The organism is Epilithonimonas mollis, assembly GCF_900142325.1.
GTDB classification, from domain to species: Bacteria; Bacteroidota; Bacteroidia; order Flavobacteriales; family Weeksellaceae; genus Epilithonimonas; species Epilithonimonas mollis.
Genome location: NZ_FRAM01000004.1, coordinates 81,507 through 97,650, shown reverse-complemented (window position 1 = coordinate 97,650; position 16,144 = coordinate 81,507). Strand labels below are relative to the sequence as shown.

The 16,144-nt window shown below is 37.8% G+C and carries 14 protein-coding genes; 5 read left to right on the top strand and 9 right to left on the bottom strand.

Features of this window, described 5'->3' with window-relative positions; all coding sequences use genetic code 11:
• Positions 1 to 528: 528 nt before the first annotated feature.
• On the bottom strand, positions 529 to 1,026 hold the full coding sequence (gene tpx, locus BUA97_RS14620) for a thiol peroxidase (RefSeq protein ID WP_072999618.1): 498 nt from the start codon (positions 1,024 to 1,026) through the stop codon (positions 529 to 531).
• 197 nt (positions 1,027 to 1,223) lie between these two features.
• On the opposite strand from tpx, the gene BUA97_RS14615 reads away from it, so the two are divergent.
• From BUA97_RS14615 to BUA97_RS14600, 4 genes are all read left to right on the top strand, one after another.
• A complete protein-coding gene (locus BUA97_RS14615) occupies positions 1,224 to 3,443 on the top strand; it encodes an NADP-dependent isocitrate dehydrogenase (RefSeq protein WP_072999616.1) in 2,220 nt (739 codons plus the stop codon).
• Between the two features lie 95 nt (positions 3,444 to 3,538).
• Positions 3,539 to 5,926, top strand: a complete 2,388-nt coding sequence (locus BUA97_RS14610) for a hypothetical protein (RefSeq protein WP_072999614.1) — start codon at positions 3,539 to 3,541, stop codon at positions 5,924 to 5,926.
• Positions 5,927 to 6,329: 403 nt separating this feature from the next.
• Positions 6,330 to 6,902, top strand: coding sequence for a hypothetical protein (locus BUA97_RS14605; RefSeq protein WP_072999611.1), 573 nt, complete (start codon positions 6,330 to 6,332; stop codon positions 6,900 to 6,902).
• Between the two features lie 4 nt (positions 6,903 to 6,906).
• Positions 6,907 to 9,030: a cation:proton antiporter gene (locus BUA97_RS14600; protein ID WP_072999609.1), complete on the top strand. Its 2,124-nt coding sequence runs from the start codon at positions 6,907 to 6,909 to the stop codon at positions 9,028 to 9,030.
• A 60-nt stretch (positions 9,031 to 9,090) separates the two neighbouring features.
• Here the strand turns inward: BUA97_RS14600 and BUA97_RS14595 are convergent, their stop codons facing one another.
• The 8 genes from BUA97_RS14595 to BUA97_RS14560 form a co-directional block, all read right to left on the bottom strand.
• Positions 9,091 to 10,125: a pseudouridine synthase gene (locus BUA97_RS14595; protein ID WP_084081356.1), complete on the bottom strand. Its 1,035-nt coding sequence runs from the start codon at positions 10,123 to 10,125 to the stop codon at positions 9,091 to 9,093.
• A 99-nt stretch (positions 10,126 to 10,224) separates the two neighbouring features.
• Positions 10,225 to 10,671, bottom strand: a complete 447-nt coding sequence (locus BUA97_RS14590) for a DinB family protein (RefSeq protein WP_072999607.1) — start codon at positions 10,669 to 10,671, stop codon at positions 10,225 to 10,227.
• Complete coding sequence (locus BUA97_RS14585; RefSeq protein WP_072999605.1) at positions 10,671 to 11,837, bottom strand: methylmalonyl-CoA mutase family protein; 1,167 nt, start codon at positions 11,835 to 11,837, stop codon at positions 10,671 to 10,673. Before BUA97_RS14585 ends, BUA97_RS14590 begins: the two co-directional genes overlap by 1 nt.
• A 5-nt stretch (positions 11,838 to 11,842) precedes the next feature.
• Positions 11,843 to 12,193: an FtsB family cell division protein gene (locus BUA97_RS14580; RefSeq protein WP_072999602.1), complete on the bottom strand. Its 351-nt coding sequence runs from the start codon at positions 12,191 to 12,193 to the stop codon at positions 11,843 to 11,845.
• Between the two features lie 11 nt (positions 12,194 to 12,204).
• Complete coding sequence (udk, locus tag BUA97_RS14575; protein ID WP_072999600.1) at positions 12,205 to 12,822, bottom strand: uridine kinase; 618 nt, start codon at positions 12,820 to 12,822, stop codon at positions 12,205 to 12,207.
• Between the two features lie 95 nt (positions 12,823 to 12,917).
• Positions 12,918 to 13,379: a hypothetical protein gene (locus BUA97_RS14570; RefSeq protein ID WP_139258343.1), complete on the bottom strand. Its 462-nt coding sequence runs from the start codon at positions 13,377 to 13,379 to the stop codon at positions 12,918 to 12,920.
• A 101-nt stretch (positions 13,380 to 13,480) separates the two neighbouring features.
• Positions 13,481 to 14,104, bottom strand: coding sequence for a SanA/YdcF family protein (locus tag BUA97_RS14565; protein WP_072999595.1), 624 nt, complete (start codon positions 14,102 to 14,104; stop codon positions 13,481 to 13,483).
• Between the two features lie 3 nt (positions 14,105 to 14,107).
• The gene (locus BUA97_RS14560; protein WP_072999592.1) at positions 14,108 to 15,235 is read right to left on the bottom strand and encodes a 2Fe-2S iron-sulfur cluster-binding protein; all 1,128 of its coding nucleotides are present in this window, start codon (positions 15,233 to 15,235) and stop codon (positions 14,108 to 14,110) included.
• Between the two features lie 152 nt (positions 15,236 to 15,387).
• On the opposite strand from BUA97_RS14560, the gene BUA97_RS14555 reads away from it, so the two are divergent.
• Positions 15,388 to 16,143: a hypothetical protein gene (locus BUA97_RS14555; RefSeq protein ID WP_072999590.1), complete on the top strand. Its 756-nt coding sequence runs from the start codon at positions 15,388 to 15,390 to the stop codon at positions 16,141 to 16,143.
• Position 16,144 lies beyond the last annotated feature (1 nt).

The window sequence follows — 16,144 nt, the reverse complement described above, 5'->3', positions numbered from 1 at the left end:
AATAAAACGGAAAATCTAAAATAATAGATTTATTTATTAATACAAAAATAATTTTGTGAATTGAAGATATTTAACCAGCAATCCATTCTCCTAGATTATAGGTCTCCATTCTAAATATCACTAAAAGCAGAATAAATCCGATTAAGTATAAACAAACATTTTTTTTCATTACTTTTCTATTTAAATCTTTAAAATAAAAAAGTTTAAAAATTAAGTATGGATAATAAAGAAAGGAAAAAATCAATATCATCTGATAAATAATAACTGATATGTAAAATTCAGAGTTTTGGGGTCAGGATTCGAATAGGTTGGAAAATGACCAAACAAAATGTACGAATGTAAAATCAATATTAAAAGTGAAATTAAATTGACTATTGGTATAAATGAAACGATTTTGAATAGAGTTGAATAATTCATAAGTTATTATAAATCAAAACGATTTAAAAATAAATTTATTTCTCGGTAAAATAAAAACGGGAAATCTATTATTTTAGATTTCCCGCTATAAAGAATAATTTTATTCAGAAATTATTTCAATGCGTTTACAGCAGCTTCGTAATTAGGCTCCTGACCAATTTCCGGAACCTGTTCCGTATAAATCACAGTTCCTTTTTCATCCAAAACTACAACAGCTCTGCTCAGTAATCCCTTTAAAGGAGAACCATCCAGTGTCACTCCATAATCTTCACCAAAATTCCCCCGGAAATCCGACAATACTTCTACATTTTCAAGACCTTCTGCTGCGCAAAATCTATTCAATGCGAAAGGCAAATCTCTGGAAACGTTGATTACAACAGTGTTCTCCAAAGAACTAGCTTCTTTATTGAATTGTCTGGCAGAAGCTGCGCAAACACCCGTATCGATACTTGGAAAGATGTTCAGTAAAACTCTTTTTCCTGTGTAGTCGGCAAGATGCTTTTCTGATAAATCTGCTGCAACCAAGGTGAACTCCTGAGCTGTAGCCCCAATTTCCGGTAATGTTCCGACAGTATGAACTGGATTTCCTTTGAATGTAATTTGTGACATTGTTTATATTATTAATTGCATCAAAGTTAATGGTTGATCTTTGGATTTTGAATATTAAAATCGACTTTAATAAAATTTAACTTTTGATGATATGATCACTAATTATCACTCTGAACAAAAATCATATATCCATCATCATAAAATCATTATAAAATACGTATTTTTGTGATTCAGTATGTAATAAAATCAAATAAATAATGTCAGAAAAATCAAAAATTATCTACACGCTCACGGATGAAGCACCAATGTTAGCAACTCACTCTTTCCTGCCCATCGTTAAGGCTTTTACATCGGTTGCAGATATCAATATCGTTTCAAAAGACATTTCACTTTCAGGCAGGATTCTTGCCAATTTTCCAGAGTTTTTGAAGGATGACCAAAAGATCGGAGATGCATTAGCGGAATTGGGCGAATTGGCTACAACCCCAGAAGCGAACATTATTAAATTACCAAATATCTCTGCATCTGCGCCTCAGTTGGAAGAAGCAATTGCAGAATTACAAGCTAAAGGTTTTGCAGTTCCAAACTATCCTGCTGAACCGAAAAATGATGAGGAGAAAGCTATCAAAGCTAAATATGCCAAAGTCTTAGGTTCTGCTGTAAACCCTGTTCTGAGAGAAGGAAATTCTGACAGACGTGCTCCAAAAGCGGTCAAAAATTATGCTAAGGCTAATCCTCACAAAATGGGAGCTTGGGCATCTGACAGCAAAACAGATGTAGCGCATATGACCAGCGGAGATTTCTACGGAACTGAAACGTCTATAACCGTAGAAAATGATTCCAAATTCAGGATTGTTTTCTTTGGAAATGATGGTTCTGAAAAGGTTTTGAAAGATTTTGCTAACCTAAAAGCAGGCGAAGTAATCGATTCTTCCGTGATGAATCTTAACTCACTGAAAGCTTTTGTTCAGACTGCAATTGATGAAGCAAAGCAAAGAGGCGTGATACTTTCTGCACATTTGAAAGCGACGATGATGAAAATCTCTGACCCTATTATTTTTGGAGCTATTGTTGAAACGTTTTTCAAAGATGTTTTTGCTAAATATGCTGAGATTTTTAAATCATTAGACATCAATCCAAACAACGGATTGCAAAATCTTTACGATAAAATTGCCGGAATTCCTCAGGAAGCAGAAATCAAAGCGGATATTGACAAAGTTCTTTCTGAAGGTCCAAAAGTAGCAATGGTAAATTCTGACAAAGGAATCACGAATTTCCACGTTCCTTCTGACATTATTGTGGATGCGTCTATGGCAGCATTAATCAGAAATGGAGGAAAAATGTGGGACAAAGCTGGTGCAGAAGATGATACTTTGGCGATTATTCCGGACCGTTCTTACGCAGGTTTCTACCAGGCGGCAATCGATGATATGAAAAAGAACGGAGCGCTTGACCCAACAACAATGGGTTCTGTTCCGAATGTTGGGCTGATGGCTCAGAAAGCTGAGGAATACGGTTCACACGATAAAACTTTCCAAGCTGAAGCGGACGGAGCAATCAAAGTCCTTGATGAAAACGGAAACACTTTACTTGAACAAAAAGTGGAAAAATCTGATATTTTCAGAATGTGTCAGACTAAAGATGCGCCAATTCAGGACTGGGTAAAACTGGCTGTTAACAGAGCAAGATTGTCTGAAACACCTGCGATTTTCTGGTTAGACCAGGCAAGAGCGCATGACAGAGAAATGATCAAAAAGGTTAATAAATATTTGGCAGATCACGACACAACCGGATTGGATATCAAAATCCTTGATGTGAAAGATGCGATGACCGAAACTTTGGAAAGAGCAAGACAAGGCAAAGACACCATTTCTGTTTCCGGAAACGTTTTGAGAGATTATTTGACCGACCTTTTCCCTATTTTGGAACTAGGAACTTCTGCGAAAATGTTGTCTATCGTTCCATTGATGAACGGTGGCGGATTGTTCGAAACGGGCGCTGGAGGTTCTGCTCCGAAACACATCGAGCAATTCATCGAAGAAGGTTATTTGAGATGGGATTCTCTTGGTGAATTCTTGGCACTGCAAGCTTCTTTGGAACATCTGGCACAAACTCAAAACAATACAAAAGCTCAGATTTTAGCGGATGCTTTGGATGAAGCTAATGCAAAATTCCTGGCAGAAGATAAATCTCCGGGTAGAAAACTGGGAACTATCGATAACAGAGGTTCACACTTCTATTTGGCAACTTATTGGGCGGAAGCTCTTACAAAGCAGACTAAAGATGCCGGTATCGCTGCGAAGTTTGTGCCTGTCGCAAAAGCTTTAACAGAAAACGAAAGCAAAATCAATGAAGAACTGATCGGTTCTCAAGGCAAGCCTCAGGATATTGATGGTTATTACAGGCCGGATTTCGTAAAGACTGACAAAGCAATGAGACCTTCGGAAACTTTGAATCAAATTGTAAACAGTATTTAATCCTGTTAAAAATTACATAAAACCCTCGGCAGATGTCGAGGGTTTTCTTTTGAATGATTAATTTGCAGAGAGAAAACTAACTTTACTTTTTCAGTATGAAAAAAATCTTCATTTGTCTTCTTTATGCGCTCGGCATTTCTTTATTCAGCGCACAGGGCAAGATTGACAAAGCTATCGATAATCTCGAAAAAAACTATGGACAGGAAAAAGTATATCTTCTGCTGGACAAAGATCAATATGTAGTCGGCGACAATCTCTATTTCAAATCTTTTGTTTTCAATGGTTACAGCCGGGCGGAAGCGCCCACTACTCTATTTGTGGAACTCTATGACCATCAGAAAAATTTGGTTGATAAAAGAACCGTTTTCCTGAACAAAGGTGAGGGCGAAGGAAGTTTTAACCTGACCAATGCGCTGAAAGAAGACATCTATTACATCAGAGCCTATACGGGCTGGATGGCTAATTTTCCTGAAGAATTCAATTATATCAAAGCGGTGCCGATCTATAATCCGACTTCTGAACAGAAACTGATACTTGATAAAAACACCAGTTGGACTGCTGGCGTCTTCCCGGAAGGCGGCACGTTTGTCAGCAATATTCCTACGAAAGTTGCAGTAAGAATTTATTCTCAGGAGGTTCCTCCTGTGGCATGGAGCGGCTATATCATCGATTCCGAAAAGCCTAATGAAAAGCTAACCAGCTTTAAAGCCCTGGATCAGAATGTCGGCTCGTTTTCCATTACTCCAAAAGCCGGAAAAATATATAAAGCTGTGGTAGAAGACGACAAAGGTCAGAAGCAGATCATCACGTTGCCAAAAGTTTCCGAATCCGGGATCAATGTCCAGGCGAACAGCAATTCTGAAGGCATACAATTTACGATCAAAAGCAGCAATCTTCCGGAAGGTCTGAAAGGTTATACCATCATCGGAACCATCAATAATCAGCTGGCTTATAAAGCGAACATCAAAGCCAATGCCCCTGATGCATCAAGTAAAATTCCTATCAAAGCAAGTGACGAGATCAATGGCATTCTGCAGCTTAGTATTTTTGATGATAAGGAAAACCTTGTAGCGCAGAGACTTTGTTTCATCAAGCCTAAAAATCTGAGCATCGATGAGCCAAACTTTGTAGATATATCTCTGAATAATCAGCCCAGAGCTTTTAACAGTTTTGACCTGCATCCTGACCCGGATTATCAGCATTATACGGTTTTGGTGAGAGATGCCAACAATATTCCGGACAATTACAGTAAGGAAAATATCCTGAGTGCGCTCTGGCTCACGAGCGATCTGACTTCACCAATGGTTTCGCCGGCGCAATATTTTAATAAGGACGCTAATGCTGATGCTTTGGACGCTCTTATGATCTCCGAACAATGGAAACGTTTTGACTGGAACGATCTGTTTGCCGGTAAAACCCCGGAAATCAAATTCAAACCTCAGATCAACCTGTCTTATAAAGGAAGAATGACCAACAACGGACGTGCACTCCCGAATACACCTGTCAACTTACTTTTCAAATCAGAAAATACCGAAAAATCCTTTGTCCAGGCACAGACTGATGACAGCGGGAATCTCTATCTGGACAATCTCCGGTTCGATGAACCTCTGACTGTCTCTTATTATCTCAATAAGGATAAAGCTTCCGAATCTGACAACCTGAATCTGATCTTCCAAAGCGTGACAGAAAATGCCCCATACAAAGGAACTTTGCCGGCAACAAATTACCGCCTGACAACAGAAAAGACGCCTGCTAATCCTATTGTTATAAACGCTTTGCAGAATATAAAAAATCAGAACAATATCAGGAATGATGAAATCCAGATCCAGGAAGTGCAGGTGACCGCAAAGAAAAAAGATCTGACGGCGGAACTGGACAAACAGCTCTCCACCGGAAGATTCAGCAGTTTCAATGCCACGGTTTTTGATTTCGTCAATGAAAATCAGGATGCGCAGGCTTCTCTCAACATCCTGCAGTGGTTACAGGGAAGAGCGGCCGGACTCACTTTTACCATGGACGGCTCCGGCAACTATGTGCCGTCTATCCGTGGCTCGCAGGCAAAACTGTATCTGGATGAGATCCCTGTGGATGCCAGCATGATCAACTCCCTTCCTGTAAGTAATATAGCGATGGTGAAAGTACTGAAAAATGACGGACTCGTTGGCAATGCCGTCGCAGTCTACACCAAAAGAGGAAATATGGGTGCCGCTCAGGATGATAAGAAAGAAGCCACCAATAAAACACTTTTACGAGGTTATGACAAAGCCGCTGAATTCGAGCAGCCGGATATAACAAGTGATAATTACAAGAAAATCACACAGGATACAAGGCAATTACTCTATTGGAACCCAAGGTTATCTGATGAACCGAATGTCCCTGCAAGAGCCAAATTTTTCAACAATGATGCGGCAAAAAACCGGGAAATTATAATTATCAGCTTTGATAAGAATGACAGGATTCTTTTTTATGATGAAGTGAAATAACCTTTTCAACTATCTGCCTTTTTTACAAGGATTCCGGATCGCTAAAAGTAATGCTTTTAAGACAATTTTTGGTAGATTCCGGAACGGCCTTTTATTCTGTCCGCATCCGTCATCTCACGGGACCGTCCCCATCGCTTGACGGGGGCGGTCCCGTGAAGAGAGCAGACCGCCCCCGTTGACTCACGGGGGCGGTCTGGTGACACAAGCTTCGAAGTGCTCGCTGGCAGGGGCTTTTTATAAGGTGTTTTTTTAAAAATCGCTTATATGGTCTGATGTTTGGTTGGATATTTCCGGAACATTAGAATTACTTATGAGCTTAAAACAAACTTCAGACCTATAGGCTGCTGCTGCTCAGATTTCCCGATATATTTTGTGTATATTGAAAAGAAAAAAAATAAAGTTTATGATCAAGAAAAATATTATCTGGACTACTCTCATTCTATGGCTTCTCAGTTCCTGCCAGAACAAGCAGGACGATGCGTTAGCTCTCCGTGAAAAAGAACTGTTAAAAAAAGAACAGGAATTTGCACTGAAAGAAGCCGATTACCAGTCACTAGTGAAAATGAGGGATAGCATCAGCAGCATCAAAAAGGATACAGCTTCTGTAATAAAAGCCTGGCCGGAAGCTATTGCAGGAAGCTGGAACGGCAAAGTGATCTGTACAGAATCCAACTGCAGCGATTATGTTATCGGTGACCAGCGTACAGATAACTGGGTATTTGTGAGCGACTCTACACAGATGGCTGTCAAGATCCTGAATAATAATAAAATTGTAAGAATCTACACTTCCGAATATACCAATGATGAAATAAGAATGAAGTTCCGGACAGACTCTACATCATCCAAAAAAGTAGAAATGAACATTCTTCTCGACGACATCACACCCACCAAGATGCGGGGAACAAGAACCGTGATCTCTGATAAGAACTGTATCGCCAAATTCTCTGTAGAGCTTGTAAGACCTTCTAATAAATAAAGCAATGATGATTCTTACCATTCATAATCTCAGCTTGCCGATAGAAGATCCGGTGCTGAAGTTTTTGCTCGTGCTCATCATCATTCTCGGGGCACCGCTTCTGCTCAACAAGATCAAGGTTCCTCACCTTCTGGGACTCATCATTGCCGGTGCTATCATAGGCCCGAATGGTCTCAACGTGCTTAGCCGGGACAGTAGCATCGTGGTGACCGGAACTACAGGTTTACTCTACATCATGTTCCTTGCAGGACTGGAAATCGACATGGGCGACTTCAAAAAGAATAAATGGAAAAGTCTCGGATTCGGGGTTTACACTTTCATTATTCCCTTTGTACTGGGCTATCTTGGCGGATTTTATTTACTGAAATTCAATGTTCTGACGTCCGTTCTGTTCGCCAGCTTATTTTCTTCGCATACACTGATTGCCTATCCGCTGGTGAGCAAACTTGGAGTCTCAAAGAACAAGGCTGTCAACATTACCGTCGGCGGAACTATGATCACCGATATTCTGGCATTATTGGTTCTTGCTGTAGTGGTAGGCATGACGCAGGGCGAAGTCGGCAGCGAATTCTGGATCAGATTATCGTCTTCAGTCCTCATCTTCGGGCTTATTGTGCTGTTGGTTTTTCCGATTATCGGGAGATGGTTTTTCAAAAAAGTCAGTGATAAGATCTCACAATATATCTTTGTCCTGGTAATGATTTATCTGGCTGCAGTATTGGCAGAGCTTGCAGGTGTAGAAGCCATCATCGGTGCATTTTTAGCCGGGCTTGCGCTCAACAGGCTCATTCCCCACACATCATCCCTCATGAACCGTGTGGAGTTTGTCGGCAATGCGATATTCATTCCTTTCTTTCTGATAAGCGTGGGGATGCTGATAGATTTCAAGGTTTTCTTCAAAAGCTGGGATACGATCTTTGCAGCAGCAATTATGCTGATCGCATCGATCGGCGGTAAATACATCGCCGCTGTGATGACACAGAAAACATTCCGCCTTTCTCGGGATGAAGGGAAGCTTATCTTCGGGCTCAGTTCTGCATCCGCTGCTGCGACACTGGCTTCGGTAATGGTCGGTTATAATATCATCATCTCTGAAACCGAAGCGGGCGAACCGGTGAGGTTATTAAATGAGCATGTACTTAACGGCAGTATTCTTCTGATATTGGTTTCGTGTACAGTTTCTTCTTTCATTTCGATGTCCAGCGCACAAAAGATTGCAGACGCAGACCATGACGAAACCGTTTCCGGAGAATCCAATGAAGAAGAAAATATATTGCTTGCGATGAACTACGAAACTACCGTTGACAAGATGATTAATCTGGGTCTACTCATCAAGTCCCACGAAAATCATGACCGTCTTTTTGCTTTGAATATCATCAACGAAGATAAAAATGAATCATCTGTCAGGAACGCAGAGAAGATCCTGGAGCAGGCTGTGCATACCGCCGCTGCTGCGGATGTCCGGCTGAAGGCATTAACAAGATATGATAACGATGTGATCTCGGGCATCAACAATGTTATCAAGGAGCAGAAAATCACGGATCTGATTATAGGTTTGGAAGAAGAAAAAGGGTTTTCTCAGTCGTTCCTTTATAATCTTTATAATGGATACCTTCAGAATGATAATGTCAATATCCTGATCTATCATGCTGTGCAGCCGCTTGCAACGGTTAAGAATTATAAAGTACTGATTCCTGATCACGCTCAGAAAGAAGCTGGCTTTTTCCATGCAATGCTGAGAATCTGGAACATTGCCAAAAACTCTGGCGCAACGGTAAGTTTTTATTGTAATCAGAGTATCAGACAGATTCTGGAAAGAATACTCAAAAAGAACAGTATAGAAGCCAGATTCTTTGTAACCGACAATTGGAAGGATGCTCAGAAGGCAGCTGAAAATGTTGATAGTGATGAAGCTGTGATCTTTGTGATGGCAAAACGCGGAATGGTATCATACATCCAGCCTATGAGACTTATCCCTGAATTTCTGAACGCATCATTAAAAGATAAGAATCACTTGCTTATATATCCTTTTACTGCAACAGAAACCATGAAGTCCGAGAAAAGGTCTATAAACAACCATGGAGATTTCGTCGAGATCGGGAATATTATCAGCAAGGTTTTTAAATGATATTATAAAGAAAAACGAGATCAGGAATTGATCTCGTTTCTATATTATGTGTTGAAAAACTTATAACATTTTCAAATTATTCACTTCCTGTTCCGTAAGGATTCTCCAGTGCCCGCGTTTGATGTTTTTCTTGGTCAGTCCGGCAAACATCACTCTGTCCAGCGCTTCCACTTCGTAGCCCAGCTTCTGAAAAATTCTTCGGATCACCCTGTTCCATCCGATATGGATTTCTATGCCAACTTCATTTTTTGGTTTTCCTTCAATGAAAGAAATGCTGTCCACTTCGGCAACACCTTCTTCCAGTCTGATACCTTCTGCAATCGACTTAAGATCTTCAATAGATAATTTTCTGTCCAGCGTCACATGATAGATTTTTCTCATATTGAAGGACGGATGCGTAAGCTTTTTAGTCATATGTCCGTCATTGGTCAACAGAATAACACCGGTCGTTTGCCTGTCCAGCCTTCCGACAGGGAAAATCCTGTAAGGAGAAGCATTTGCCGTAAGATCCATCACTGTTTTTCTGGCTTTTTCATCCTTCGTTGTGGAGATATAACCTTTAGGTTTGTTCAAGAGAACGTAAACCGGTTTTTCCGGCGTGATATTCTGTCCGTCAAAAACTACTCTGTCGGTTTTCTGAACCTGATACCCCATTTCTGTTACCACCTTTCCGTTCACTTCCACAAGACCCTGCGTGATGAGTTCATCAGCTTCTCTTCTACTGCAGATTCCTGAGTTCGCAATATATTTATTAAGTCTGATCGTATCTTTGAAAACTTCTTTCGTAATTTTCTCTAATCTTCTTCTTTGGATATATGATTTAGTTCTGTCTTCCGAAGTTTCCGGCCGGATATATGGTTTTTTATTTGCAGGTTTTTTGCTAAATGATTTTCTTTCGCCATCTTCATATTTATCTCTGCTGTCGAAACGGTCACCGCCTCTTGTTGTTTTCGGTCCTCGGGAATTTCCAAAAGATTTTCCGCCCGCAGAATTTCCTCTGTTATTACTGGAGCTACGGGAGCTTCCGGAAGGTCTGCTGCCTCCAGAAGTTCTTGGTTTTTTGTTTCTACCTGATTGATTTCCGTCTCCGCTCATTATCTAAAATTTTTGCAAAGATAGTGAATTAGTTAAGATTTACGAATTGTGAGTTAATAATTACCAAAATTGAGAATAATGTAATTTTAAATTGAGAATTCAGAAATGTCTTTTATAGAAAATATAATCTGTATTGATAGGCTCCAATCCCGACTGTTTCATCAGCGTTGCGATCTGTCCGCGATGATATGTTGAATGATTGATGAGATGAAATAATACCTGTTGAATTGTATTTTTAAATTCTTTTCCCTGCGAATTCCTGTAGCAAATAATATCAGAAAATTCCCGTTCGGTAAGGATTTTAAAACTACTGTTAAAATTATCCGAATTGATATGAAGTAACGAATCATCAGCATGAACCTCCCAAACGCCCATTGTATCCTGATTAAGGATTCTTGCATTCCATATTTGATGCGCATTCAGGATATGATTGAGAAGATTCTTACTTCTCTCCGACCAAGCCGAATTATTTTCCAGAAAATTCTGAATCAATAATTGGTTAAAATGAAGATTGTACTGCAAAAGATCCTGAAAATGCGTTCTCATTACTCAAACATTTCTGACAGACGGACAGCTTTAATTTCATTAGAATTATAAAGTTCTTCAACAGAATTCTTTTTTTCTAATTTCGGATAAAGATTAACGCCAATTAATTTAATTTTCCCTTCTTCAACCCAGCTTTGCTCTTTCACAGCTTGTTCAAAAATCATTTTCTGTATTTCACCAGCTTTCAAAAGCTCGAGATAACCGCCGTTTTCTTCAATTTCCAAAAACAGTTTCCATGATTTCTCAGCGAATTGTTGCGTGATATCTTCCACGAAATAACTTCCGGAAGTTGCGTCTTCAAATACATTGATAATACTTTCATAAGCTAGAACGACCTGCTGTTTGAAAGAAATCTCTTTGGAAAGTTCTGTTTTATTTTCAATTTTATAATCATTGGAAAAAACAGCATCTGCACCGCCAATCATCGCCGAAGCCAATTCCAGTGTAGATCTAATCAGATTATTTTCAGCATCATTTTTAGCTTTATTTCTGAATGAAGTTTCAGCAAACATATAAGGAATCAAATCTTTTTCAAATTCTTTAGAAAACTGATTGAAGAGATATTTGAAAGCTCTGAGTTTAGCAATTTCGAAAAAATAATTGGAACCAATTGCAAATCTGAAAACTAATTTTTCAAGAATTTCCGCACCGAATTTTTCCACCAATTCTTTAGACTTTGACAGCGCAAAAGTCAATTGCTGGATGATTGAAGCACCAGCATTTTGATGCAAACTGATGTCTACACATATCTGTCTTTCAAAAGCTTTTGATAATAGCTCGCCAGCCAAATGGTCATTGATTTCGGCCATTTTATCATCAGAGAAAACATCAATCAAAGAGAAGTAACGATTGGTTTTATCAGTTAATATATGTTCTGCCAGATCCGGATTGTTGACGAACAGAGCTTTTTCATCTAAGGCTTCAATATTTTCATTCAAAAGAAATGCAAAAGCCTGTTCTTCCAAACCATCCTGATATTCTGCAACCAGATGTGTGCTTTCTTCGACTTTTGGAAGAATTTTAGTCTTTTTATTATTTTGATAATATGGTTTTACAAAAATGTTTTCCAGATTATCTTTAGAAAGAATTTCATAAATATTTTCTGTTTTGAGTTGCTTTTTAACAAGGTTTTCCCAATCTTCCAATGTATTTTCTATGAAACTCATTTGTATTATTTTTTTGTGATTTTGGAACTGTCGACTACCAAGATGAAAATTTCCTCATTCGGTTTTTTCATAAAGTAATTTTCGCGGGCATATTTTTCTTTTTCCTGCTTATTGTTCATCAGTTTACGATAGAATTTATCATTCTTTTCGTATTCAGTTTTGTAGAATTCTCGTTGGTTTTCATAGCGTTTGATTTCGCCATTCAGTTCATTGATAACCAAAAAAGAAGTGCTGTCAAAAAATATCATCCAAACTAAAAACCCCACTAATGTCAGCATATATTTATTAAATACATAAGTTTTCATAAACTCAAGTGTGGGCGATTTTTTCTTGATATCTTTGATGAGTTCTTTCATAACAAATACTATTAATGAACCTTTTTAAGCGAATTGTTGATCACGGTTGTTAAGAAGTCAATTGCTACAGAATTTTGCTTCATATTAGGAACAATAAGGTCTGCTTCATTTTTAGAAGGCTCAATAAACTCCTGATGCATTGGCTTGAGAGTTGTCTGATATCTGTGTAAAACTTCCTGCAGATCACGTCCTCTTTCCTGCGTATCTCTTCGGATTCTTCGGATCAATCTTTCATCGGAATCTGCGTGAACAAATACCTTCAGGTCAAATTCTTTCAATAATTCTTTGCTTGTCAAAACCAGAATACCTTCCACAATCAAAACATTTCTTGGCTCCACAGTAACGTGATCGCCAGTTCTGGAATGGGTCACGAAAGAATAAATCGGTTGTTCTATACTCTGATTATTTTTCAGTGCCTTAACATGTTGCAACATCAGGTCAAAATCGATTGATTTTGGGTGGTCATAATTGAGAACTTCTCTTTCTGATAAAGTCAAGTTAGGATTGTCGTGGTAATAATTATCCTGAGAAAGCACATTAACGCCTTCTAAATTAAGTTGTTGAAGAATCTTATTAACCACAGTTGTTTTTCCGGAACCTGTTCCTCCGGCAATTCCTATCACGAGCATCTTTACTTTTTTTACAAAAATAAGATAATTTCTTTTTTATAGTGAAATAAAATGAATGGATTGCACAAAAAAAGCTGCGAATTGCAGCTTTATATTTATCGTCTTCCGCTATTTTCGCCAGAGCGTACTTCTCTCTGAGGCTGGGTCTGCTGTTGTGGTGTTGTTCTGATTGAATTGGGCGTTTTTCTTGTTGGTTGTGTTTTTGTATTTTGCTGATCAGTCTGCAACATTCCGCTATTCCTTTGCGTTCTGTTTGGCTGGATTCTGATATTTTGATTGTGAAGAGAATTTCTTTTTGGAGAGATTATCAGATTATTGCTCAGCCTGTTTCTTGAATTGTAGATGGCACCGTTCCTGTAATAATTATTGTTGTTGTCCAGATAAACCACATTTGGAGCATACCAGTAACCATCAGGCGAACGGAAATAACCGTCCCTGTAACCATCCGAATACCCTTCTGAATAAGGATCATTATACGCATAACTGCTTGTTCCGGCTACACAGGAAACCATGGTTAATGCCAATGTAGCTATAATTATTTTGATTGAATTTTTCATTTTCTTTGATTTTAAAATTATACTTTTCAGTAATCTTTTTATAAATTACAAAGAATCTGCCAAGATGGATTTGGAAAAATAATGCAGTTTAAATTTCACAATTACTCTTCCGGAGAAATTCCCAGAATATAGTAGAAAACGGCCAAAACTCTGGCAAAAAATTCTCGGGTATGATTTCTGTAGTAGCTTTCGTTTTTACTGACATCCTGCGCGTCGAATCCGAGAGCATTCATTCCGTTATTTCTTGCAAAGAACAAGGCCCGAAGGTTGTGGAAACCCTGTGAAACAATAATCACATTTTTCTCATTATAGACATTTTTACAGCGCAAAATACTTTTATGGGTGTTAAAGCCTTTCGGATCTTTGGTAATAATATTTTCAGGAACACCTTCATTGTAAACCAGAAAATTTTTCATGGCTTCCGGTTCATCATAGTTTTCGCTTTTCTCTCCGCTCACAATGATTTTTTTGATTTTTCCGTGGTGATAAAGTGTTCCGACAGCGTCCATTCGTGCAACGAAATAAGGATTTGCAACGCCTGAACGCATCTTCGGAGACGTTCCCAAAACCAAAGCGCAATCTCTTGGCGGAACTTTGCTGATTTTCGTATATGTTCTTCCGCTGGTGAGTGCCACAACCCAGACATTTGCTAAAATCAATAGCAAAATACCCAGTTCCAAAAGCCTGAATAATACTTTAAAAATGTTTGTTAGCACCCTGAGCATATATTAATACAAATCAAAATCTAAATATACGTCTTTACTCATTGCTATGGAAACACAAGGTAAAATTTTCCCCTGAAGTTTTTCTTTTTCGGTCAGATATTCGTCTTCCGTCATATCCACTTCGCCATTTTTCAGATAACAAAGACAACTTCCGCAGATTCCCGACTTGCAGGAATAAGGTAATTTGTAACCCATATCCAATAACTGTTGTAAAATCTTTCGCTCATTATTCTTCAGGACAATTCCGTCTTTTTCAATATGATTGAATTTGATTTTAACGTTTACATTTTCAATCAGAGGAAACTCTTTTTCCGTCGGATAGATATCATCATTGAAAGTTTCAAACAATTCAAAATGAATATTCTTTTTAGGAATTCCGTGATTGTAACAAGCATTTGCAACAGATTTTATCATTGTACCCGGACCACAGATCAAAACTTTGTCCGTACTGTCCCAAATCGTCGATTCCTCGTCATCTTCATCAAGATGAAGAATCTGATTGATGATTAATGAAATCTTTTTTTCATCCAGTCTTCCCTGAAAAAGCTTGTCTTTAACCGGTTCCTGAGACAAAAAATAATAAACCTCCAATCTTCCGACATTATCTTTCAGCAATAGTTCTAATTCATCTTTAAGGATGATATCTTCATAGCTTTTATTACCATAAAAAAGAAAAATTCTCGTTGATTTTTCTTCAAACAAAATATTCTTAATATGGCTGATAATCGGTGTGATTCCAATTCCTGCAGCGAAAGCGATAATGGTTCGTTTCTCGTTTGGCTTTGATGGGATGAAAAATCGGCCTAAAGGTTCACTCACAGAGATTTCGTTGCCGATATGATAATTCTGAAACAGGAAGTTGGTAGAACTTTTCTCACCATTTATTTTGATTGCAAGTTCAGTTTTATCTTCAAAAGGTGCAGACGTAAAGGAATAATCATTCTGAATTTCCTTTTCATTAAAATGATATTTCAGCGTGACAAATTGCCCAGCCATATATTGATATTTGGATTTTAATTCTTCAGGAATCTCCAATTCCAAGGCAAAAGCATTTTTGGTAAGTTGCCGTTTTTTAGCTATTTTTAGCCTGTGAAATTGAGGCTGATTTGCGATTGTTAATTGATTCTCCATTGTCAAGAATCAAATTTAATGAAAATTGGGAAACGAAAAAGTTGAACCTGTAAAAAACTATGAAAACCAAACTATTTTTAATATTATTTCTTTTATCAGATTTTCTGCTTTCCCAGTCACGAGAAAATATTTTGAAAGCTGACCTTCATAAAATGAAATTTTTTTTTATCAATAATAATATTCCGGGATTTGTAAATTATCTGTCTTATAATATTAAAATTAATGAAGAAGGATTGACCAAAAGAATCAAGGACAATCAGGAAAAAGCTGAATCAGTTTCAGACAGCCTTGTTGATTTCTATTATAAAGATTTCAGCAAACCGATAAAATTCAACGACAAATACCAATCATCTTTTATAAAAGTGATGATAAGGAACACACCAAACGGTAAGATTGTGAAAGAATATCCGATGGTTGGTATTTTTGATGAATATGATAAACAATGGCGATTCATTGATACTTCTGTCCTTTCTGATGAAGAAGTTAATGTACATTTTCCAACGTTGGGCGATAAAATAAAATCATCTGTAAAGCCAGTCCTGCAATATAATTTTGATAATAATAGTTTAATTAATAAATGTAAAGATTATCAAAACATTGAACTGAGTGCAATATCACCAATTACCTTGAAAAGGCAAAGAATCATTGTTTTGGAAAATGAGAAAAAAGATATTGTAGAAGACGGTTATTACTTGATGGATATTTTCAGAGATAAGAATAATCCCTGCAAGATAAAATCGATACTGAAGGATTTCAAAAGAGAAAAAACAAAATTTAAAATTGGAGATGAACTTGATATGGAAATTACCGCATTTGATGATGACACCTATTATTTTATAATTAAATTTAAAGATGACAAAAGATTATTTTTTGATGATTCAACTGTTATAAAAAAAATTAATCCTTAAT